Source organism: Streptomyces sp. NBC_01217 (assembly GCF_035994185.1).
GTDB lineage: Bacteria > Actinomycetota > Actinomycetes > Streptomycetales > Streptomycetaceae > Streptomyces.
In genome coordinates, this window is the sequence record NZ_CP108538.1 from 272,881 (window position 1) to 294,963 (window position 22,083).

Below are 22,083 nucleotides of genomic sequence, written 5' to 3' on the forward strand. Positions count from 1 at the left end.
GCGCCCGTTGTGGAGTCGGGCGCACCGGTCCGTTGCGGCCGGTCCTCAGACGAGGTCGGCCTTCTCCAGGGCGGTGCAGCAGGTGTCGACGATCAGGCGGGTGACGGTGTAGGGGTCGACGTTGGCGTTGGGGCGCCGGTCCTCGATGTAGCCCTTCTTGTCGACCTCGACCTGCCACGGGATGCGCACGGAGGCACCGCGGTTGGAGACGCCGTAGCTGTACTCGCTCCACGGGGCGGTCTCGTGGGCGCCGGTGAGGCGGGCCTCGACGCCGACGCCGTAGTTGCGGATGTGTTCCAGCGGCTTGTCGTCGCGGCCCAGGGACTCGGCCGCCTCGATGATCGCGTCGTAGCCCTCGCGCATGGCCTTGGTGGAGAAGTTGGTGTGCGCGCCGGCCCCGTTCCAGTCGCCCTTGGCGGGCTTGGGGTCGAGGGTGGCGGAGATGCCGAAGTCCTCGGCGGTGCGGTAGAGCAGCCAGCGGGCGACCCACAGCTGGTCGGAGACCTCCAGCGGGGACAGCGGGCCGACCTGAAACTCCCACTGGCCAGGCATGACCTCGGCGTTGATGCCGGAGATGCCCAGGCCCGCCTTCAGACAGTTGTCCAGGTGGGCTTCGACGATGTCACGGCCGAAGATCTCGTCCGCGCCGACACCGCAGTAGTAGCCGCCCTGCGCGGCCGGGAAGCCGCCCTCGGGGAACCCGAGCGGGCGGTGGCCGTCGAAGAAGGTGTACTCCTGCTCGATGCCGAACAGGGACTCCTGGCCGGCGAACCGCTCGGCGACCGGGCGCAGCACGGCACGGGTGTTGGACTCGTGCGGCGTGCCGTCGATGTTGAACACCTCGCACAGCACGAGGACGTCGTCGCCGCCGCGGATCGGGTCCGGGTAGGTGGCGACCGGCTTGAGCACGCGGTCCGAGCTGTGGCCCTCGGCCTGGTTGGTGCTGGAGCCATCGAAGCCCCACACACCGGGCTCCGCACCGTCGGCGAGGATCTTGGTCTTCGAGCGCAGCTTGGCGGTCGGCTCGGTACCGTCGATCCAGATATACTCGGCCTTGTAAACCACTTGTCTTACTCCTTCGGATGGCCTGCCGCCTTGACGGGCAGGACGTTTCTTGGTGTGAGGAACATGTGCCGCGGTGAACGCTGATGGCGAGCTAGCCCACGATGGTCGGTACGGGCAGCAGGAGCTCAGCCACACGGTCGTGGCCGCCACGCCCTGCGTCAGAGTGCGCGGTGCCGCCCCAGCGATCCTTGATCCCCGGGTCGGCGCCCTGGTCCAGGAGGTACTGGACGACCTCCAAGTGACCCTCGGAGGCGGCCAGGTGGAGCGCCGTCCGCTTGTCGTAGTCCGTGGAGTTCGGGTCCTTCCCCGTCGCCAGCGCGATCCGGACCTCGTCCAGGTCACCCTGGCTGGCGGCCCACAGCAGGCGCATCGTGGAGGTGATCTCCTCCTCGTTCTTGCCCCGCCGCGGATCACGCTTGCCGGACACCTCACCGGCGGCAAAAGACTCGTAGACATGGAAGTTGAAGCGCCCGACCAGTTCCTTGCAGAACGCCACACCCCGCACCGAGTTGCCCAGCGCGTCCAGACGCGGGGACCACACGCACACGCCCATGACCCCCGGGACGACGATCATCAGCCCTCCGGACACACCGCTCTTCGCCGGCAGCCCGATGGTGAAGGCGAACTCGCCGGAGTAGTCGTACATCCCGCACGAAGACATCAGCGATAGACACTTGCGCACCGTGTCGGCGGAGAAGATCCGCTCCCCGGTCAGCGGGTTGACCCCGCCGTTGGCCAGGGACGCCGCCACCACCGACAGCGACCGGGCGTCGACCTCGATCGAACAGCACTGGAAGTAGAACTCCAGGGTCTCCACCAGATCGGTGCCCTCCGGGAAGGAACCGTGCTCCCGCATGAAGTAACCCAGCGCGAAGTTCCGGTCCGCGGTGCGACGTTCGGAGAGATAGACGGCGTTGTTGAAGCCGACCGTGCCTCCGCCGGACAGCCTGCGCCAGGTCTCGGCGACGTAGTCGAAACGGTCGGCCGTGTCCTGCTTCGGACGGATCAGCGAGCACGACATGATGGCCCCCGAGTTGATCATCGGGTTGTGCGGCAGGCCGTCACTGTTCAGCGTGAGCTCGTTGAAACCACGGCCACTGGGCTCTCGGCCCACATGCCGGTGTACCATCTCGGCGCCGTGCTCCTCCAGCGTCAGGCAGTAGTTGATCGGCTTGCACACCGACTGCACACAAAAGAGGGTGTCCGCGTCACCGACCGCGAACCGCTGCCCGTCGACCGTGCACAGCGCGATCCCGAACTTCTCCGGATCCACACGACCGAGTTGCGGAATGTAGTCCGCGACATGCCCACCGTCCACACGCCGGAGACTCTCAAAGATCCCGGATATCTCGGTCTGGAACGCACCGAAGTCCGGAATGACGAAGTCCCCCTTGATGGACTTCGCAACGACACCGCCACCCATCTTGCACAGGCCGATGAACCGGTCCAGGTCAATCCTGGACCGACCCTCAATGTCGACACCCCGGCGCAGCGCCGCCCATACCTCCGTGACCCGCGGATCGGTCTCCGAAACACCGGACTCCCGAAGCCGGGCAGCCAGCTCGGAAGCGGCGATCCGGCCGTCCTCACCGACACCGAACGACGTGAACAGCTTGCGGTAGTACCCGGTGCCGAAATCGACCTCCCCGATCTCCGCGCCGGGCTCCTGGGCCTGTGCGCCATCGACGTGACGCAGCCGGGACCCAGCTTTCTTGGTCGTAGGCATAACAAGAATTCCCATTTTCCCTGGGCGAAAAGAGTAGCGACAGCGTGGTCTCAGGCGTCATGGACTGCGACGCAGCAGCCCCGACAACGATGTCAAGTCACGGTGCCGACCCGCTTCCACACCTCGACGGCGCGGCATCATGAGCCAGCGGGCGATCATTTCGGCGGACCGGCGCACTGCAATCATCTTCGGTGCCAACCTTGACTTGTTCGGGTCGACCAGTCGTGAAGTGCGGTCATCGGTTGGGTTACTCCATTTTTCACACTGTTCATTCAACATTGCGTTGCCATGAACTACGTATCGATCGATACGCGATGCGCGAGAGCGATTTGACTCACGCCGACGGTACGACCAGCCTGCTGACCATGCCGCGCGAAGATCATCACCAGCATATCAGCAATTTACGTGCGTGGGCACGCACGTAGAGGGCAACCAGCACACGGCGGTATAGCGGCTGCAGTTCTTCCTGATAGTCGCGGACCGCGTCGCGCAGCCGGTCCGCATCCCACACCGAGCCGTTGAGCAGCCACTGCATCCGATCCGCAGTCACATGCCCAGCCCGCTCGGCGAGCGTCCAGCCGTTCTTCGCCGGCAGCTCCGCCAGCAGCCCCTCGATGAACTGCGCGAAAACCACCCGCGGCTCCGGCCGGTTGAACAAGTGCCCCAACGAACCGGTCAACACCGACAGTTCGGCGTCCCACTCGGCTATCTGCTCAGCCGTCACATCCAGCAGCATGCCCGGTCAACGACGCCACCGGGAGTCCGTCACAAGATCTCCGGCTGTAGTACACGTATCGCCGTGGCAGGGGCTCGGCCCAGGTGATCCCCGAGCGGCCCTGCTCTTTCGTGGCCGGCCAGGAGCAGGGGCGGCCCTCGTGGACCGCCATGCTGGACGCAGTCCGGCTGTGTCCCCGGGACGACGCGATCGCCGTCACCGCCGCCCCGATCCGGGAAACGTTCCAGCGGCTGTATGTGGCGGGCCAGTGGCAGATCGGAGATCCGCCCGTCCTGGTCGTCGCCGATGCCGGCTACGACGTGACCCGCCTGCCTCTCCTGCTGACCGACCTGCCCGTCGAGATGCTGGGTCGGAAGCGGTCCGACCGCGTCCTGTACTTCCCACCCCAGCCGCAGCCGCCGGGCAAGGTCGGCCGCAAGCCCAAGCGCGGGACGAGCACCGGGCGAAGCCGGCCGGAACTCGCGTTTGTGGACCACGGCGGACCTGGCGGCCAGTCTCGCACGCCACCCGCATGCCGCGGTCCGCCGCGCGGTGGCGGCCAACGAGGCGACACCACCGCAGGGCCTGGCCATGCTGATCACCGGGGAGGGGCTTCCCGAGGTCAGCCTGTGGGCGAGGCTGTACACACTCGCCACGGCTGTCGGTATCGAAGAGTTCGCGGAGTCGCGCGAGCGGCAGTTGGCGATGGCCTGGGCAAGAGGGCGGGCCCAGGCCAGGTCGTGGTCCATGTAACCCTGGGTCGTGCGGTTGGCCAGAGCCCTGGCGGTGAGATGTCTGCGCTGCATACCGACCGCGGTCTCGGAGCCGGGGAAATCCCGGATGAGCATGGCCATGGCGCGGCTTGTATCAGCAGATGCCGTGTGCAGATCACCTCGTGCAGCGATTGAGCAGGAGTCTCATCGAGACAACTTCCGCGATGCAGACCTCAGTCCGTGTTGCATTGGACAGCTTCACCCATGACGCGGATCACATTCGTAGGTGGCTTCGAACAGTCTGTTGGCCCTACGGGAACGAGTTCTCTCACCGCAGACAGCGATCTTCGGGGCGATCTGAACGACCATTCTGGCCCCGCCCCACGCCGCTGAGCGACAGCGTCCCCGCGTGGATGTGCCGGCCCGTCGGATCTGGGAGGCATCCGCTCGGATCCGGGCTGGACCACGTCCGGCGGGTCAACAAGGTACTGGTCGTTGGTCGTCGTCCGCGTCGCCGGCGATATCCGCGGTGCTGTTCGGGGCCAGGGATCGGATGCGGGGTATCGGTGAAGGCAGTAGCCAGAGCAGCGACAGGGCTCCGCCGACGGCGGCGATGAGCAGGGTCGGCCTCAGGCCGATGAAAGTGGCGAGCAGCCCGCCGACGATGGCGCCGACGGGGCGTATGCCGTAATTGATCGTGCTGTACGCGCCGGCCACGCGACTGCGCATGCCGTCGGGGATCACCGCGGCCTGGAGAGAGTTGAGGTTGACGTCGAACAGCATGACGCCGAAGCCTGAGAGGAACTCGGCCGCGGCCAAGGCTCCGGCGCGGAGCCAGAGCGGGCCGTCCGCAGTGGCGGCGATAGCGATCGGCGCCGGGAACAGCACCGCGCCCACGACGATGCTGCGCCCCACGCCGAACCGTCGCGAGACCTTCGGGGCGAGCACCGCGCCGAGGAGGGAACCGGTCGCGCCGATCCCGAACGCGATGCCGATCACTCCTGCGGACAGTTCAAGGCTCCGGCTGGCGAAGAGAACGATCAGCCCACTGCCCGCGACAAAGGTGAAGAAGTTGACGGTTGCCGCGCAGCCGAGGCCGGCCCGCAGTATCGGGTGACGGACGACGAACGAGAGTCCCTCTCGGGCACGTTGCATCAGCGAGGGCGCCGCTGTGTTGTCGGAGGCAGCAGGCGGTTCGTCGATCGAAACCCGACCGACCAGGACCGCTGATGCCAGAAAGGTCAGGGCATCCACGACGACGGTGACGGGCGCGGTCAGCGCCTGGATCAGAGCGCCGCCGATGGCCGGGCCGGCGACATACGATGCGGACCGGCTGGCGCTGAGCTTGCTGTTGGCGTCGACGTAGGACTCACGCGGCACGAGGCGCACAAAGAACGGCGGATAGGCGGTGTTGAACAGCACCCCGGCGGCGCCTGTCAGCAACGCCACGGCGTACAACTGCCCGAGCGTCACCGCTCCCAGCAGGTGGGCCACCGGGAGGCTGAGCAGTACTGCGGAGCGCACCAGGTCGGCGAGGATCATCAGACGGCGTTTGTGGGCTTGGTGATCGACCCAGGCCCCCAGAAAGATTGCGAGCAGGTTCGGGGTCCAGATGAGTGCGGTCAGCCACGCCACCTGGTTGGCCGTGGCGTTCAGTGCGCTGACGGCGATCAGGGGCAGGGCCAGTTCGGTGATCCGGTCGCCGAACTGTGAGACCGACTGACCGGCCCAGAAGCGGCGGAACCGTCGATCCCGCCACAGCGATATTGCGGTGGTCCGCTCCGGGCTGTTCACGGGGTCTGCCCGGGCTGTTCCTCGGCGCCTTCCGGCAGGACGTAGCGCATCAGCCGGACGCCGCGGCCGTCGGTGGGCCGCTCGGCCGGGTCACGATTGACGTACGGCGCAAGAACGCGCTCGATCCCGTCCTCGATGGCGGCGAGTTCCTCAGCGGAAACGACGACGCGGGTGTTGGCCAGCCCGGCCAGCCTGCGCCACGCTGGATCGAGTTCGGGCTCGACTTCGGCAACCCATCGGCTCGGGAAGTCCGCATAGCGCAGGAACATCTGCTGCGACAACACCCGCGCGGCTGACCGGCCCTCCTCATCGGCCGGGTCTTGCGGCGTCTCGAATCGGAAGCCGCGTGCTACTGCCTCCCACCGCCGTTGGCGGCGGTCCGGTCCTGGCTCACTGTCGCGGACCAGTCCAAAGCCGGCCAAGTGACGCAGATGCCAACTGGTCACCGACGGCGTCGCTCCCACGTCAGGCGCGAGCTGCGTGGCGGTCGCAGGCCCGTGCCGCAGAAGGTGGTCAAGAATCGCCAGCCGCACCGGATGCGCCAACGCTCGCATGGCTTGTGGATCAGTGATCTCGATATCGCCCAGGCGATTACTGGAGTCCATGACGCGAGAGTCTCCTCTCACGATTCGTGAGAGTCAACTCTCACGTTGAGGGCGTCAAGTATCCGCCGGTGTATGTCCCTGTGGATCAGATGCAGTTCGGCATCTGCGGCGGCCCAGGCTTGCCCGGGGCCGGGCGTTGTCGGGCCGGGTTCAGTCAGGGAGCGAGAGTTCCCTGGTCACGCGCATTGCCGACGCCAGCAGCCCCGCCCGGACCCGAGTGGCCCGGTACATCCAGTCCGAACGGAAGGAGATACCTAGCGAACCGACTTGGTCACCGCTGTACACCGGCACCGCGATACACGTCGTACCGCTGGAGTACTCTTCCCGGTCCATGACGACCGGGGCTGACAGCGAGGCGTCGAGGTGCTGCACCAGTTCCTCCCTGCGCGTGATGGTGCGGGGCGTGAGGTCCGTCAGGGAGTGTCGGGAAAGGTAGTCGGCGCGCGCGTCCTCGTCCAGTTCACGCAACACGCTCTTGCCCAGTGCCGTGGCGTGTCCGGCGTCCTCGAAGCTCACCCAGAGGTCCACTCGCGGCGCCTGGGCGCTGTCGACGATTTCCATGACACGGATTTCGCCCTCCTCGTACAGGGTCAGATAGACCGCGACCGAAAGGTCGTCCCGCAAGGAAGTCAGGACCGGGCGGATGCGCTCCAGTTGCTCCTGCCCGTTGTGTCCGGCGCACGATGGGTGGCGTTTGCCGGAGCGGACGAACGCGCCGACGTCCGGCTCCTCCACGTGTCCGTCCTGGGCGAGCGCAGGCAACAATCGGTGAACGGTGGCCAATGGCAGTCCTGACTCCCGGGCCAGCTGCTGCGCCGGGGCGCCTTCCGCGTGCGCCTCTACGGCCTCCATCAGGCGTAGGACATCCCGTACGGACGCGGGGAACTCGGGCCCTGCCTGGTCACCCATACCAACAAGCATGGACCCGGTGCCGGAGGACGGCAAGGCGTCCTGCATACGTGCCCCGACCTGGGCATACAGAGCGGCATACGACGACCGAAGGTCCGGTCCTCGAAGGTGCCGTGACGCAGCGTGACCGTGTTCACGTCGTCGGTGTGGCTGGAAATCCAGAGATGGACCGTGACTATCACCGACCGCCACGCCCAGGCCCACGAACGCATCGCCGCCGCCCCCTGCTCCCGGCCACCGTGCCCACCGCGCTCAGCGCCACCTGGGGCTGCATGACCGCCCTCTACGATCCCGCCTCCCCACCAGCCGCCTCCGTCCGTAACCCCGAGGGCGAGCTGAGGCGGCCCTCCAGCGGTCTGACAGTAAAGGTCAGCCGGCCGAGCCCGCGGACCCGCATCGGAGTCAGCCACGGGCCTGCAACTGGTGGTGGCAACCAGCGCTACGACCGACATAGCGCTTGCCGGGCCGTAGAGGACCGGCCGTTCGGCTCCGGAACCACCCGCAACCCGACGCCTCCCACGCCCGCCATGTCCTCGACATGCGACGCCGTGCACGCAGCACTGTCAACCGACGCGACCTCCCCGACGGGGCGAGGTCGCCGATGATGTACGTGCGGGCTCGAACACCCCCGATGGGGAAACACTCTTTCAGGACGGACGCGCCGGCCCCACACCCCTCGTATTCTTTTCCCGTGCCACCGCCCCGCCTGCATCACGTCGCCGTCCTCGTGCTCGACGGTGCGAAGCCGCTCGATGTCGGCATTCCTGCGCAGGTGTTCACGACCCGTGCGAGCATGCCGTACGAGGTACGGGTGTGCGGCGCCGCGCCCGGTCTCGTAACCGGCGGCGATGGCCTGTCGTACTGCGTCGCCCACGGCCTCGACGCGCTTGCGTGGGCCGACATCGTCTTCATCCCCGGCTACCGGTTCCCGGACAGTGACGACCCGCCGCAGGCCGTCGTCGACGCGCTGATCGCGGCCCACGATCGGGGCGCGCGGCTCGCCGCCATCTCGACGGGCGCCTTCGCGCTCGCCGCCACTGGCCTGCTCGACGGCAAGCGCGCCACGACGCACTGGCATTACACGCGCGCGCTTGCGGCGAGGCATCCGCTCGTCCAGGTCGACGAGAACGTTCTGTTCGTCGACGAGGGCAGCGTACTGACGTCGGCCGGCGCCGCCTCGGGCATCGACCTGTGCCTGCACATTCTGCGCGGCGACCTCGGGGTGGCCGCGTCGAACCACGCGGCCCGGCGCCTGGTCGCGGCCCCCTACCGCAGCGGCGGTCAGGCGCAGTACGTGCCACGCAGCGTGCCCGAGCCGCTCGGCGAGCGGTTCGCCGCCACCCGTGAGTGGGCGTTGCACCGACTGGGCGAGCCCCTCGCCCTCGAGGTGCTCGCCCGGCACGCGGCGGTGTCGCCGCGCACGTTCTCGCGGCGCTTCGTCGAAGACACGGGGTACACGCCGATGCAGTGGGTCATGCGTGCCCGCATCGACGCGGCCCGTGAGCTGCTCGAGCGTTCGGAGCGGACCGTCGAGCAGATCGCCGCCGACGTCGGTCTCGGCACCGGTGCGAATCTGCGGCTGCACTTCCAGCGCATCCTCGGCACCACGCCGAGCGAGTACCGGCGCACCTTTGCCCAGGGCGAGTAGTCGCCGCCGTGGCGCGATCCTTTCGAGCCGTGGCACTCACGCCACTGTCACGGGCGGATGCTGCGAGCGAACCTGATGGCGAACCGAAGGGACACCACTCATGACTCGCATCGCCATCAACGGATTCGGCCGTATCGGACGCAATGTGCTGCGCGCACTGCTCGAACGCCACAGCGACCTCGAGGTCGTAGCCGTCAACGACCTCACGGAGCCCGCCGCCCTTGCGCGGCTGCTCGCCTACGACACGACGGCGGGCCGGCTCGGCCGCCCGGTGACTGTCGACGGGGACGCCCTTGTCGTCGACGGCCGTCGCATCACGGTGCTCGCCGAGCGCGAACCGGCGAAGCTGCCGTGGGCCGAGCTCGGCGTCGACATCGTGCTTGAGGCGACCGGCCGCTTCACGTCGGCCACGGCCGCCCGCGCCCACCTCGACGCAGGCGCGAAGAAGGTGCTCGTCGGTGCGCCGTCGGACGGCGCCGATGTCACGCTCGCGTTCGGGGTCAACAGCGACGCGTACGACCCGGCCGTGCACACGATCATCTCGAACGCCTCGTGCACGACCAACGCTCTTGCGCCGCTGGCCGCGGTCCTCGACGAGCTCGCCGGCATCGAGCACGGTTTCATGACGACGGTGCACGCCTACACGCAGGAGCAGAACCTGCAGGACGGCCCGCACCGCGACGCCCGCCGTGCCCGTGCTGCCGCTGAAAACATCGTGCCGACCACGACGGGTGCTGCCAAGGCGATCGGCCTCGTGCTGCCGAACCTCGAAGGCAAGCTGACGGGCGACTCGATCCGCGTACCGGTTCCGGTGGGCTCGATCGTCGAACTCAACACCACCGTCGCCCGCGACGTGACGCGCGACGACGTGCTGGCGGCGTACCGCGCCGCGGCAGAGGGGCCGCTCGCCGGCATCCTCGAGTACTCGGACGACCCGCTCGTGTCCTCAGACATCACGGGCAATCCCGCCTCGTCGATATTCGACTCGGCTCTCACCCGCGTCGACGGCCGCCACATCAAGGTGGTCGCCTGGTACGACAACGAGTGGGGCTTCTCGAACCGTGTGATCGACACACTCGAACTCCTCGCCACCCGTTGATCGCAGGCCGGGGCGGTCCCGCCGTCTGTTCCCGGAACCGGCCGAGGGCAGCTCCATGAATGCCGCAGCCTTCGAATACGTGACGGGTACCGGTTGCCCGCCCCGCCCTCTCCCCCAGTGACGTCCGCCGCCGGTCTTCAGCGCCGCACCGGCGGCGGTCCGGGGGCGGCGGTCCCGACCGGCGCGCAACACGATGCGAGCGCGCCCCGATCCCCGGCCGCGGCCCGCGCCGCCCATCCCTGCTCCTTCTGGAAGGCCGCGAGATCCGCGATGAGGACGTCGTACGACTGTCTCCGCGCAAGCAGCGGAACGTGAACGTCCCGGGCCGCCACCCCTGCATCGTCTCTGTCCCGCACGACGAAGGTCGGGGGGACGGTCCAGGTCACGCGGTCACCTTGGCAATGAACGCGGCGAGGTTCGCCACGGTCCGCTGAACCTTCTCCTCCAGGGTGAGGGACTCGTGGAGTCGTGCGCCGATGCCCGCGTCCTTCCTCCCGCGTACATACAGGGAGCAGGCCAGGTCGCTGCACATGTAGACGCCGACCGAGTTGCCCTGCTGCCCGGCCTTTCCGGACCTCGGCGCGACCATCAGGGAGACACCCCCGGTGTGGGTGGTCACGCACACCGAGCACATGCTGCGCCGCATCTGCCAGGAACCGACGTCGCGGGAGCGCAGCTGGACGCCGACCGGGCGGCCGTCCAGTTCGATTACGAGGTAGGCCCGGTCGGGGGCCTGAGGATCTCGCCAGCCCAGGAAGTCCAGGTCGTCCCACCGCTGCTCGGCCAGGTCACGGGGGACGGCCAGGCGCTTGGCCTCGCCCTTGGTGCAGTTCACGAACGCCGTACGAATCTCTTGCTCGGTCAGTGGCTTCATAAACGACACGCTAATTTGCCTAATCAGATTAGGCAAATGCATAATCATCGATGTCAGATATGAGGATCGCTTAGGAGGACGAGCATGGCAGGGACCGGACGGGTAGGACTGACCACGGAGCGCCTGGTCCGGGCAGGGGCGGAGCTGGCCGACGAGGTCGGCTTCGAGCAGGCGACCCCCGCGGAACTCGCCCGGCGGTTCGGTGTCAAGACCGCGAGCCTGTACTCGCACGTGAAGAACGCCCACGACCTCAAGACCAAGATCGCTCTGCTCGCCCTGGAGGAACTCGCCGACCAGGTCTCCACCGCGGTGGCCGGACGGGCCGGCAAAGACGCCCTGACCGCTTTCGCCAACGTCTACCGCGACTACGCCCTCCAGCACCCGGGGCGCTTCGCCGCAGCCCAGTTCCGGCTCGACCCGCAGACGGCGGCCGCCAGCGCCGGTGTCCGGCACGCCCAGATGACGCGGGCGATCCTGCGCGGATACGACCTGGCCGAACCGCATCAGACGCACGCGGTGCGGCTGCTGGGCAGCGTCTTCAGCGGCTACGTCGGCCTGGAGGGCGCCGGCGGCTTCAGCCACAGCGCCCCCGACTCGCAGGAGAGCTGGACCGAAATCCTCAACGCGCTCGACTCCCTGCTGCGCACCTGGCCCACCACCTCCTGACCAATCCTTCCGACCGCCGCCGCCAACCGACCCTCCTGATCGAGGAGACCCACGAGATGAACCCCGAGCACGACTGGACCACCACTCCCATCACCGCCGGCCTCCTGCACGGCGCCCTCGACCTGGAGCGCACCGAACGCGGCGTACTGCCCCACCGGTTGCCTGCGCGCGCCCGGCAGGGCTGATGGCACCCGGCCGGCCGCTCGAAGGCCTCTGTGCGCCGTTCGCCCACCCACGGCAGTTGCCCGCCTGGCCTTCCCCGCCCGAAGGCGTCCACCATCCGGCCCTTGTGGTTTGGACCACCGTCACCGTCCGGCTATCGGCGATCAGCATCATCCCTGCTGACATACGGGGCAGTTCAGGGAGATCGCATGAGCAGAACCAGTCATCCCGGACCGGGTCGCCGCAGCCTGCTGCAGGCGGCGCTGGCCGTACCGGCGGCCGGAGCGGCCGCCACGGTGCTGGGCGCGCAGTCCGCACAGGCCGCCACGTCGCAGCCATCGGCAGCCGGCTCCGGCAGCCACCGCTTCGACACACAGAGCCCGCGCTTCGCACTGGCGGTCCTGCCGGACACCCAGTACCTCTTCGACGCGGACAGCGCGGACCCGGAGCCGCTGAAGGAGACGTTTCACTACCTGGTGGCCCAGCGCCAGGAGGCGAACATCGCCTTTATGACGCACCTGGGCGATGTCACCGAGCACGGCAGCGAGGAGGAGATCGGCCTCGCGGCGGACACCTTCCGGACCATCCACGGCAAGGTGCCCTACAGCGTCCTCGCCGGCAACCACGACATCAACTCGGGCACCGACGACCAGCGCGGTGACACCGCCTATCTCCGGGCGTTCGGGCCGCAGCGGTTCACCTCCATGCCGACCTTCGGCGGCGCATCGCCCGACGGGTACAACAGCTACCACGTGCTGCGGGCGGCCGGGCGCGAGTGGCTGGTGCTCGCCCTCGACTGGCGCGCCTCCGAGAAGGGGCTGGCCTGGGCGCAGGGCGTCCTCGACGCCCACCCGACTCTCCCTGCCATCCTCACCACCCATGACATCGCCTGGGCCGAGGACGACGGCCAGGCGCATCTGTCCGACAACGGACAGCGGCTCTGGGACCGCATCATCCGCGGCAATGACCAGATCTTCATGGCGCTGGGCGGGCACTACTGGCCTCCGGGGCGCACGGTGCTCACCAACGACGCCGGCAATGATGTGCATGTTCACATCACCAACTACCAGGACCGCTACTACGGCGGTGCCGGCATGGTCCGCCTCTACTCCTTCGACCTGGTCCGGCAGGTCGTCGATGTCGAGACATTCTCTCCGTGGTTCCTCGCCCGCGACCCCGAGAAGCGGACACCGTTGGAGGCCGAGACCATCGAACTGACCGGCCCGGTGGACCGGTTCACACTGGACATCGACTTCTCGGAGCGGTTCGAGGGATTCGCACCGTTGGTTCCTCCGGCGCCGCGTCCGGCCTCCCGGGTGATGCCGCGGGGCACCGTCGCCTACTGGCGGTTCGACTCCTCCGGTCTGGCGGGTGCCGGCGCCGCCGGTTCCGCGGTGGCCGCGGGCACCGTGGCACGCGACCTGTCGGGGCACGGAAACGACCTCCGGGTCCAGCTGCTCCACGACAGCGCCTCGAAGGCTCTCACCTGGTCGGGCGACCACCACACCGGGCAGCCGGCCCACGCCAGCCTCCGCTTCGACGGCGGCAAGTCGCCGGATCGGGGCGCAATCCTCACCACGGCCGGGCAGGCTCCTCTGAACAGCCTGACGTTCACCTCCGGTTTCACCATCGAGACCTTCATCAAGCTGCCGGAGCCGTTCGAGGGCGACCACGCCTGGATGGGCATCCTCAGCTGGGAGGGCCGTAACGGCGATGCCGGGAAGACCACGGGCTGGTCGACGGAGGAGCCCACCTGCAGCCTCAATGTCACGCCTGAGCGCTTCCTGCAGTTCGTGCTCTACCCGCACGTCCAGGACGCCGATCCGACGTCGTGGAGCCACGCGCTGCCCGTGGGGCGCTGGACCCACATCGCGGTCGTCAACAACGGTCGCCGCACGGTGATGTACGTCGACGGGTCGAAGATCGCCCGGAACCCGTCGCAGCCGGCCACCGGCATCGCAACGCTCGGGAAGCCGTTCGTCATCGGCGGCACCCAGTTCGCCGAGCAGTTCGGCCAGAGCTTCTACGGCTGGATCGGCGACACCCGTATCGTCGACCGGGCGCTGACGCCGAAGGACTTCATGGCCCCGTTCGCGTAACCGGCTGCGGTGGGCGGCCGGATGGCCGCCCGAGTCCGGTGCCCGGCCCGGGAGCGACATCGTTGTCGCTCCCGGGCCGTGTTGCGTCCTGCGGCCGGTGAGCCGAGGGGTGATGCGAGGGGGCCTTCGGCCGGGGCATCCGACAGCGGAGAGGGCTCGGCAGCCTGGCCGCGGCCCCACCCGCATTCCGGCAGGCACCGGCGCAGGACGGCGACGACCGGCGCCGACGCCGCCTGCGCGTTGCCGGCTCCCCTTCCCGCCACCACCCCGTCCACCGGGCGTCGGCCGCACGACGCCGGAACGTCGTGCACGCCGGGGACACTGTCGGCGAGCCCGCTCCCGGCGGGTGCACGACGAGCAGGGACGACCGAGACCGATGGCCCTACCACGCATGCCGTTCCTGCGCCGGATCGCCTGCCTGGTCCCGATCGCCGTCATCGGCGTCCTGGTGGCACTGAACTGGCCACTCGTCGCCTCCGGCGGCCGCGGGCTCCTCACCGCCAACCGCTACTGGCTGCTGGCCGCGCTGGCAGTCACCGCGCTGGGCTGGGTCGCGGTGTCCTTCGCGCGCCAGGGCGCGGTGCTCGAACCGCTCCCCGCCCGGCGGCTGTTCGCCACCCAGTTCGCCTCGGGTGCCGCCAACCACCTCCTGCCTGCCGGGCTCGGTGCGGGCGCGGTCAACCTGCGCTTCCTCAGGGGCTGCGGAATCCCGCTGACCCGGTCCTCGGCCGCACTCGCGTTGTACCTGCTGGCGGAGGCAGCGGTCCGGCTCGTGCTCCTGCTCACTCTTCTGGCCGCCTTCCCCGACGCGCTCCGGCTGGACGGCCTCCTACCTCAGGCGGCTGCCCTCCCGCTCGTGTGGGCGGCGGGCGGGCTGCTCTGCACGGCATTGCTCGCGCTCATCGCCATACGCCCGCTGCGCAGGGCCGTCGCTGCCTTTGCGGGCACCGCGCTGACCGACGCGCGTGCGCTGCATGCCAGGCCCACCCGGGCGCTGGCCCTGTGGGGCGGCTCACTGGCCTTCCCCGTCCTGCAGGCCGCCGGACTGGTCGCGGTCGCGCTGGCCCTCGACGTACCCGTACCCGTGATCCATGTCGCGATCGCGTATCTCAGCGCCAGCATCGCGGCCGCCGCCGTCCCGACCCCCGGCGGCATCGGCTCCGTGGACGCCGCGCTGGTCATCGCACTCGTCGCCGCCGGGGCTTCGGTCACCGCCGCGGGTTCCGTTGTGCTGGGCTACCGCATCATCACAGTGTGGCTGCCGCTGATCCCCGGGGCTCTGGTACTCGGCGCCCTGGTGCGCTCGAAGGTGATCTGAAGGCCGGTCGTGCGACGGCTGGTCACGACCCACGGCAGGCGGAACGGCCGTGAGTGCCCCGTCAGCCGGATGGGCGGGGACGCCGAGGACCACGTACGAACCAGGAGCGAGCCGGGGACCGGCCGGCTCCGCGCACTGTCCCCGGCCCCGGTCCATCCGCGCGGCCGTGCGACGGAAGCCCGGAGGACGCCTGCGGCCACAGCGCCAGCAGCCCCAGGCAGATCCATACGTACGCGCTCCCGCCGAGGAAACCATCCACGCCGGACGGGTCATCACGCCACAGCCACACGACACTGCTGCACAACACCACGTACAGGGCTGCGGCAACGGCGCGACGCCCGGTTCGGGCGAGCAACGCAAGGGCTGGCACCGCCCACACCAGGTGATGCACCCAGGTCACCGGGCTGACCAGGCAAGCCGCAAGGCCGGTGAGCGCCATCGCGGCCTCGTTGTCACCGACCGCGGCCGCCCGGCGCACACGGTACGCCCACAGGACGAGCACCGCTGCCACGGCCAGCACCCACACCGGGCGGGCCGCGCCCAGCCGGGCCAGCGCGCCCTGGAGCGACTGGTTGGACGCATAGTCCAAGGCGCCGACCCGGTGCGTGTCCCACAGCGCCCGGGTCCAGAACACCCATGACGCGCGCGGCGCCGCAAGCACACCGATCATGGTCGCTGCCACCGCCGTACCCGTGGCGACGGCAGCAGCCCGGCGGCGGCCGGTGAGCAGCAGGTATCCGATGAAGATGCCCGGCGTGAGCTTGAACGCCGTCGCCAGGCCGATGCCGACGCCCGCGAAACGCCCGCGCCCGCTGTCCGCGTACACCAGCGCCATCAGCAGCAGATTGACCTGCCCCAGACTGAAGGTGTCCCGCACCGGCTCCAGCATCACGAAGAGGCACCCGGTCACGACCAACCCACCCCGGCCCACGGGTAGTTCACGCAGTGGGCCGCGCAACAGCAGCACCGAAGCGGCCGCGTTGAGCAGCACACAGCCCACCACGGCGCCGGTGTCCCCGACCAGGAGCATCGGCAGCATGCAGACGGCGGCGAAGGGCGGGTAGGTGAAACCGTATGCGGTCCCGGGCAGCACATAGTCGTAGATCCGGCCGTCGTGCCGGATCCAGTTGTCGACGGCCCCGTAGTAGATGTGCAGGTCGAACCAGCCCCGGTAGTACGGCACCACCACCATGAACAGCACGGCGCCGGCAACCAGGACCACCGTGCCGAGCAGCTGCCTCGGCCGGGTCACGGCAGGTATCCCGGGGTGGCCGCGGCCCGCGGCCGGGACGCTGCCCACCAGGTCAGCGCTGCCCGCCAGGTCAACAGGGCCAGCACCGCCAGCCCGCCGCCGCTCACCGCGAGCACCAACTGCCCTGCGTCCGGGGCGAAACCGTCCGGGAGGACCACGAGGGCGAGCACACAACTGCCGACAGCGGCCCAGCGGCGCACCCGGCCGCGCGGTGCGGCGGCCGCGATGGGGAACAGCGCCCAGAGCACGTACCAGGGACGGATCGCAGGGCCGAACAGGGCGACAGCGGCCAGGCCCAGCCCGAGGGCGTACACCGGGCCAAGACCGTGGCGGCGCCGCCAGAGAAGGAGCAGTACGGCAGCGATCGCGGCGACGCCGAGGAAACGCCAGGCGGGCACGGCGCCGGTGAGGCGGCCGAGAGTGCCGGTGAGGGACCAGTTGTGGGCGGAGACAGGGGTGCCCAGGGCCGCGACCCAGCCGTAGCCGGTGCCGGTGGCGGCGGTGGCGGCCACCGTGGTCGCCACCGCGACGGCGAGAGTCGCAAGTCCGGTCCTGACCAGCCTGGCACGCCCCCGCAGCCGGTACGACCAGATCGACGCGACCGCGAACAGCCCCAGCACGGCAGGCACCTTCACCAGCGCGGCCAGTGTGACCAGCACCGCGGCCGACACCGGCCACCGCCCGGACGCCGCCACCAGCCCCGCGCCGAGCAGCCCCAGCATCACCGCGTCGTTGTGCGCGCCCGCGACGAGGTGCAGCAGGAGCAGCGGGTTGAGCGCACCCAGCCAGAGCGCGGCCGACCGGTCGGTGCCGCACCGCCCGGCGAGTACGAGCAGGAAGACGATCATCAGGGCGACGCCGGACAGCGCCACCAGCCGCATGCCGACGATCCCGAGCGGTACCGCCGCCCTGGCCACCGCCAGGAAGACCGGGCCGTACGGCGTCGGCGTGTGCTGCCAGATCGGCGGCACCTCGGCGGCCAGCGGCCCGCCGAGCCGGTCGGCACCGTACACGTACACGTCCATGTGCGCGGCGGCCATCGTGCCCTGCACCAGGTAGCTGTACACATCCCGGCTGAACAGCGGCGGCCCCAGCACCAGCGGCACCGCCCAGATCCCCAGCGTCACCAACAGGAAGCGCTCTCCCGGTGGTTCGGGACCGCGCACCGCCCGCCCCAGCCACCACCATGCGGCGACCAGCAGCACCAGCCCGAAGTACGTACCGGCCAGCCCCAGTCGCCCGCCGTCCGGCCCGACGACCTGCCGCACCGGCAACGCCCCTGCACTCAGCCCGCCCACCGCCACCGCGACCGAGCCCGCGAACCCGAGCCACCGGCAGCGGCGCGGGTCGACGATCACATCCGGTACCGGCATGCGCGCACGATACGGCTGCCCAGGCCACCGGCAGCCGACCGCCAGGCGGACGGAATCCGGACGGCCGGTGAAAACCCCGGCGTCCAAGGCCCCCGACCGGCAACGGCACCACCAGGCGGCCCCACCGCGTTTGGAGGTTCAGCCCGCGCCCGGCGCACAGGGCGGCCCGCAGGAACCGGCTCCCCGGTACCGGCCGGACCGAGCGCAGCTTCCCGCCACCGCCGAGGGCTCGTACGGTGACCGAACCGCATGGACCGGTTGAGTACCCACGGCCAGGGCGGCCGGTCGGCTCTGCTGCCGCGGGCGGCGCGTCGTGAAGTGTGGGCAGCCGCAACGGCGTCAGGTTGCGGACGGCAGTGCGCCGCCGGGTCCAGCAGCGGGCAAGCCGCGCCCGAGTACAGCAGCCCCGCGCCCGGCAGCGTTCCCGGCCTCCGTACCCTGGCGCCCACATCGTCTTCTCGCCTCCAGGAGTACGCATGACCTTCGATGTCCATGCCGTCCGTGCCCGGTTCCCCGCCCTGAAAGCCGGCTCCGCCCGGTTCGACGCCCCCGGTGGCACGCAGACACCGCAACCGGTGATCGACGCCATCGCGGACGCACTGGCCAACCCGCTCGCCAACCGGGGGCTCACCACCGAGGGCGAGCGCAACGCGGAGGCAGTGGTGACCCGTGCCCGTCGCGCGCTGGCCGACCTGCTGGGCGCCGATCCGCGGGGCATCGTGTTCGGCCGAAGCTCCACCCAGCTCACCTACGATCTGTCCCGCACTCTGGCCAAGAGCTGGGGTCCGGGCGACGAGGTGGTCGTCAGCCGTCTCGACCACGACTCCAACATCCGCCCCTGGATCCAGGCGGCCGAGGCCATGGGTGCCACACCCCGGTGGGCGGATTTCGATCCGACCACCGGAGAGCTGACGGCCGATGACATCGCCGCCGTGCTCTCCCCGCGCACCCGCCTGGTCGCCGTCACCGCGGCGTCCAACCTGATCGGTACGCGCCCCGAGATTCCCGCCATCGCGGGACTGGTGCACCGGGCAGGGGCCCTGCTGCATGTCGACGCGGTGCACTACGCCTCGCACGCCGCCGTCGACCTGCCCGGCCTCGGCGCCGACTTCCTGGTCTGCTCGCCGTACAAATTCCTCGGCCCGCATCTGGGCGTGCTGGCGAGCCGTCCCGAGTTGCTGGAGACGCTGCGGCCGGACAAGCTGCTGCCCTCGACCGACGCGGTTCCCGAGCGCTTCGAACTGGGCACGCTGCCCTACGAACTGCTGGCCGGGGCCTGTGCGGCGGTGGACTTCCTCGCCGCGCTGGCTCCCGGGGACGGTGGCACCCGGCGGGAACGGCTGCTCGCCGCCTTCGTTGCGATCGAGGCCCATGAGGATGCCCTGCGGGCCCGTATCGAGCAGGGACTGGCCGATCTCGGAGGCATCACCGTGCACTCCCGGGCCGCCCACCGCACCCCCACCCTGCTACTGACCCTGCCCGGCCGCAGCACCGCCGCCGCCTCGCAGTACCTGGCGCAGCAGGGCATCGATGCCCCGGCCGGATCCTTCTACGCGCTGGAGGCATCCCGTCGGCTCGGGCTCGGCGACGAAGGCGGACTGCGGATCGGTCTGGCCCCCTACAACAACGACGAGGACATCGACCGCCTGCTGGAAGCCCTCACCGGCTTCCTCACCACCACACCCGCCATCAACTGACCCGACACCCCCAGACACCCGAGACAACGGGCCGACCCCGACCAAACCACCACCAGCCAGCTGACTGATCGACCTCAAGGCCACAGCCACTACCTTCGGCCGAACTCCCCGGCGGCGACCAGCCGCCCCTGCTCATCCCCCGGACCCCTCGGGGCGATAGTGCCCCTCATCGAGCAGTTCCCGCACTCGGGCCTTTTTCCTCTCCGCCGTTCCCGCCCCGCGTAGTCGGCTGTCCTGCACTGCGCGGGCAACGCGGCCAGGATCCTGACGCTCGGTACGTTCGTCCGCGACGTCATGCGAGTACAGCAGCGCGGCGGCCGCTGCCCAGTGGCTTGCCACAGCCACCGGTTCCCAGGAATAGCCATCCCAACGCGAGATCAGACGCGGCGCTTCCGGGAAAACATGCGAACCTCGACGGGGGTGCGAATTAAGCGCATCCAAACGCATACGCCCCTTCATGCGCCGGCGTTCCTGCTCGCGCCTGCTCATCCAGTGCTCAAAAGACTCCTCATCCACCCCGCCAGCATGGCGCAACTACCAATCGGAGAGCTACTCGCAGACGAGAGGTCGATCCCGAACGTTTCCATGCTCAGTTCACGCAGGCAGGCCGTACCTCTCCCCGGCCCGCACAACCGGTGGCGACGATGTCCTCCAGGGTGCCGTCACCTACTCCTGAGGCCGGTCGAAGAGGACCGCGACGGCGAGGAAGCGTCTGGTCGTTGGGGTCGCCGCCTGCCTCTATCCGCAGGGCCTCGACGCACTCGCGTGCGCGGCGCGTGGCCAGTCCGCATACAGGGCCCGGTAGGCGTCATCGAGGAAGGTCAGCCAGATCAGGGCCACGACCGCCGGGAACCAGGCTGCGAGCTGAAATGGGCGGATGCCCGTGCCTTCATGGCGACGTGGTCGTAGTTCCCATGGGCGAGCTTGTCGGCGGCGGCCATGGTGCCTGTCTGCCGCAGGTTTGGTTCACAGCCGAGCACGTCCTCTGGTCAGGCATGACCGCCGAGGTATCGAGGCAGCCTCGGATTGTCGCGTTGGCCGGGACACCCCGCAGGCAGTCGGCCGTGATCGCGGTGTTCCGCCGCTGAGCAACGCCGCCCTGCCGGGGCGTACACCCTGGAGCTCTCCGCTCCGGGGCGTACGTGTCCATGGCGTGCCGGTCGTCAGTGACGCGGCGCGGGGTATGCCTTGGGCAGGGCCATGCCGCGGTCGGCCATGATGTCCCGCACACGGTTGGGGTAGTCGGTGATGATCCCGTCGATGCCCATGTCCATGAGCTCCTCGATGGTGGCGGGGTCGTCACAGGTCCACGGAATGACCTTCAGACCGCGCTCATGGGCCTCGGAGATCATCTTCTTGTCGGGGTAGAAGCGGAAGTCCGGGTCCGCGACCGTGCCGTTCTGCGGGAAACCGTAGTTCGGGGACAGCGCGGTCACACCGGGGACAGCGGCGGCGGCCTTGACGAAGTCACCGTCGTAGTCGTCGGCGTCGATACCGCCGAGCCACGGGGAGGCGCCGTCCTTGCCGACCTGCAGGAAGTCGTAGTTCGTCAGCGCCACGAGCGGGTAGGACGGAGCAAGCTTGTGCATCGCCTTCAACGCCCCCCAGTCGAAGGACTGGATGGTGACCTGATCCTCGATCCCGGAACGGTGGATCTCCTCGAAGACACGGCGGACGAACAGCTCGCGCGGTGCGGTCTGCTCGGGCGCACCGGCCTCCACCTTGGTCTCGATGTTCAGCTTGACCTGCTTGGCCTTGTAGCTCTTGACCAGGTTGAGGACATCCTTGAGCTCCACCATGCGGAAGCCCTTGATCTGCTCCTGCTCGGGGAAGCCGGGCAACTGCTGGTAGCCGCAGTCCATGCTCTTGATCTGCGCCAGCGTCAGGTCCTTGATGTACTTCCCGACGTACGGGTACATCGGGTCACCGGGCGTCACCGGGCCGGTGTCCTTGCACTTCTGGGCACTGATCTGCCGGTCGTGGTTGACGACGACCTTCTGGTCCTTCGTGATGTGGGTGTCCAGCTCCAGAGTCCTCACACCGAGACGCAGCGCCTTGCCGAAGCCCTCCAAAGACTCCTCGGTGGTCAGACCGAGCCCACCGCGGTGGGCTTGCAGATCGAAATGCGCCTTCTGGGAAGGCCCATGGTGATGGTGGTGGCCATGATGGGCCGTGGCCGCCTGAGCGGTCGCCGGGGTGGCGAGCACAGGCAGGACAGCCAGGCTCGCGACTGCATACCGCAGTGACATTTACGCCTCGTCTATTTCGGACTTACTGGACCTTGCGAAGGTAAGCCGCAAGCCCGACTCGCACGAAGATCAGATATTAGGACATCATGAATCCCCGGGAAACGATTACCCCTCCGGAC

18 protein-coding genes and 2 pseudogenes are annotated in these 22,083 nt (G+C 69.2%); 9 read left to right on the forward strand and 11 right to left on the reverse strand.

Annotated features, from left to right (window positions below):
- Positions 1–45: 45 nt before the first annotated feature.
- The 3 genes from glnII to OG507_RS00935 form a co-directional block, all read right to left on the reverse strand.
- Positions 46–1,065, reverse strand: coding sequence for a glutamine synthetase (glnII, locus tag OG507_RS00925; protein ID WP_327365176.1), 1,020 nt, complete (start codon positions 1,063–1,065; stop codon positions 46–48).
- 91 nt (positions 1,066–1,156) lie between these two features.
- Positions 1,157–2,791, reverse strand: a complete 1,635-nt coding sequence (gene glsA, locus OG507_RS00930) for a glutaminase A (protein ID WP_327365178.1) — start codon at positions 2,789–2,791, stop codon at positions 1,157–1,159.
- Between the two features lie 382 nt (positions 2,792–3,173).
- Entirely contained in the window at positions 3,174–3,527 is a 354-nt protein-coding gene (locus tag OG507_RS00935) for a hypothetical protein (protein WP_327365179.1), read from the reverse strand.
- A 71-nt stretch (positions 3,528–3,598) separates the two neighbouring features.
- Between OG507_RS00935 and OG507_RS00940 the strand changes: the two are divergent.
- Positions 3,599–3,949, forward strand: a pseudogene (locus tag OG507_RS00940) (transposase); the annotation flags it as partial.
- 43 nt (positions 3,950–3,992) lie between these two features.
- A complete protein-coding gene (locus tag OG507_RS00945; RefSeq protein ID WP_327372242.1) occupies positions 3,993–4,259 on the forward strand; it encodes a hypothetical protein in 267 nt (88 codons plus the stop codon).
- 437 nt (positions 4,260–4,696) lie between these two features.
- On the opposite strand, the gene OG507_RS00950 is transcribed toward OG507_RS00945, so the two are convergent.
- The 3 genes from OG507_RS00950 to OG507_RS00960 form a co-directional block, all read right to left on the reverse strand.
- Positions 4,697–6,013, reverse strand: coding sequence for an MFS transporter (locus tag OG507_RS00950; protein WP_327365180.1), 1,317 nt, complete (start codon positions 6,011–6,013; stop codon positions 4,697–4,699).
- Positions 6,010–6,618 carry an ArsR/SmtB family transcription factor gene (locus tag OG507_RS00955; protein ID WP_327365181.1) on the reverse strand — a complete coding sequence of 203 codons (609 nt, stop codon included), beginning with the start codon at positions 6,616–6,618 and terminating at the stop codon, positions 6,010–6,012. The genes OG507_RS00950 and OG507_RS00955 overlap by 4 nt, the downstream gene beginning before the upstream one ends.
- Positions 6,619–6,768: 150 nt before the next feature.
- Positions 6,769–7,527 carry an IclR family transcriptional regulator gene (locus OG507_RS00960; RefSeq protein ID WP_327365182.1) on the reverse strand — a complete coding sequence of 253 codons (759 nt, stop codon included), beginning with the start codon at positions 7,525–7,527 and terminating at the stop codon, positions 6,769–6,771.
- A gap of 691 nt (positions 7,528–8,218) precedes the next feature.
- On the opposite strand from OG507_RS00960, the gene OG507_RS00965 reads away from it, so the two are divergent.
- Positions 8,219–9,175 carry a GlxA family transcriptional regulator gene (locus tag OG507_RS00965; RefSeq protein ID WP_327365183.1) on the forward strand — a complete coding sequence of 319 codons (957 nt, stop codon included), beginning with the start codon at positions 8,219–8,221 and terminating at the stop codon, positions 9,173–9,175.
- Between the two features lie 100 nt (positions 9,176–9,275).
- Complete coding sequence (gene gap / locus OG507_RS00970) at positions 9,276–10,274, forward strand: type I glyceraldehyde-3-phosphate dehydrogenase (RefSeq protein WP_327365184.1); 999 nt, start codon at positions 9,276–9,278, stop codon at positions 10,272–10,274.
- A gap of 382 nt (positions 10,275–10,656) precedes the next feature.
- Here the strand turns inward: gap and OG507_RS00975 are convergent, their stop codons facing one another.
- On the reverse strand, positions 10,657–11,148 hold the full coding sequence (locus OG507_RS00975) for an FBP domain-containing protein (protein ID WP_327365185.1): 492 nt from the start codon (positions 11,146–11,148) through the stop codon (positions 10,657–10,659).
- Between the two features lie 84 nt (positions 11,149–11,232).
- Here OG507_RS00975 and OG507_RS00980 point away from each other — a divergent pair, with 84 nt between their 5' ends.
- The 4 genes and pseudogenes from OG507_RS00980 (at position 11,233) to OG507_RS00995 (ending at position 15,393) form a co-directional block, all read left to right on the forward strand.
- Positions 11,233–11,814, forward strand: coding sequence for a TetR/AcrR family transcriptional regulator (locus OG507_RS00980; RefSeq protein ID WP_327365186.1), 582 nt, complete (start codon positions 11,233–11,235; stop codon positions 11,812–11,814).
- 56 nt (positions 11,815–11,870) lie between these two features.
- Positions 11,871–11,990: pseudogene (locus OG507_RS00985) on the forward strand (lipase); the annotation flags it as partial.
- A 195-nt stretch (positions 11,991–12,185) separates the two neighbouring features.
- Positions 12,186–14,075, forward strand: a complete 1,890-nt coding sequence (locus OG507_RS00990; protein WP_327365187.1) for a LamG-like jellyroll fold domain-containing protein — start codon at positions 12,186–12,188, stop codon at positions 14,073–14,075.
- A gap of 376 nt (positions 14,076–14,451) precedes the next feature.
- Positions 14,452–15,393 carry a lysylphosphatidylglycerol synthase transmembrane domain-containing protein gene (locus OG507_RS00995; RefSeq protein ID WP_327365188.1) on the forward strand — a complete coding sequence of 314 codons (942 nt, stop codon included), beginning with the start codon at positions 14,452–14,454 and terminating at the stop codon, positions 15,391–15,393.
- Between the two features lie 61 nt (positions 15,394–15,454).
- Here OG507_RS00995 and OG507_RS01000 read toward each other — a convergent pair whose 3' ends face one another.
- Positions 15,455–16,645 (reverse strand): glycosyltransferase 87 family protein, encoded by a 1,191-nt coding sequence (locus tag OG507_RS01000; RefSeq protein WP_442810919.1) that lies wholly within the window; start codon positions 16,643–16,645, stop codon positions 15,455–15,457.
- A complete protein-coding gene (gene mptB, locus OG507_RS01005; protein ID WP_327365189.1) occupies positions 16,642–18,018 on the reverse strand; it encodes a polyprenol phosphomannose-dependent alpha 1,6 mannosyltransferase MptB in 1,377 nt (458 codons plus the stop codon). Before mptB ends, OG507_RS01000 begins: the two co-directional genes overlap by 4 nt.
- A gap of 476 nt (positions 18,019–18,494) precedes the next feature.
- Between mptB and OG507_RS01010 the strand changes: the two genes are divergently transcribed.
- Entirely contained in the window at positions 18,495–19,715 is a 1,221-nt protein-coding gene (locus tag OG507_RS01010; protein WP_327365190.1) for a cysteine desulfurase-like protein, read from the forward strand.
- Positions 19,716–19,847: 132 nt separating this feature from the next.
- Here OG507_RS01010 and OG507_RS01015 read toward each other — a convergent pair whose 3' ends face one another.
- Together OG507_RS01015 and OG507_RS01020 are read right to left on the reverse strand one after the other, a co-directional pair.
- Positions 19,848–20,231, reverse strand: coding sequence for a DUF6087 family protein (locus tag OG507_RS01015; RefSeq protein WP_327365191.1), 384 nt, complete (start codon positions 20,229–20,231; stop codon positions 19,848–19,850).
- A 647-nt stretch (positions 20,232–20,878) separates the two neighbouring features.
- Positions 20,879–21,964: a glycerophosphodiester phosphodiesterase family protein gene (locus tag OG507_RS01020; RefSeq protein ID WP_327365192.1), complete on the reverse strand. Its 1,086-nt coding sequence runs from the start codon at positions 21,962–21,964 to the stop codon at positions 20,879–20,881.
- Between the last annotated feature and the right edge of the window lie 119 nt (positions 21,965–22,083).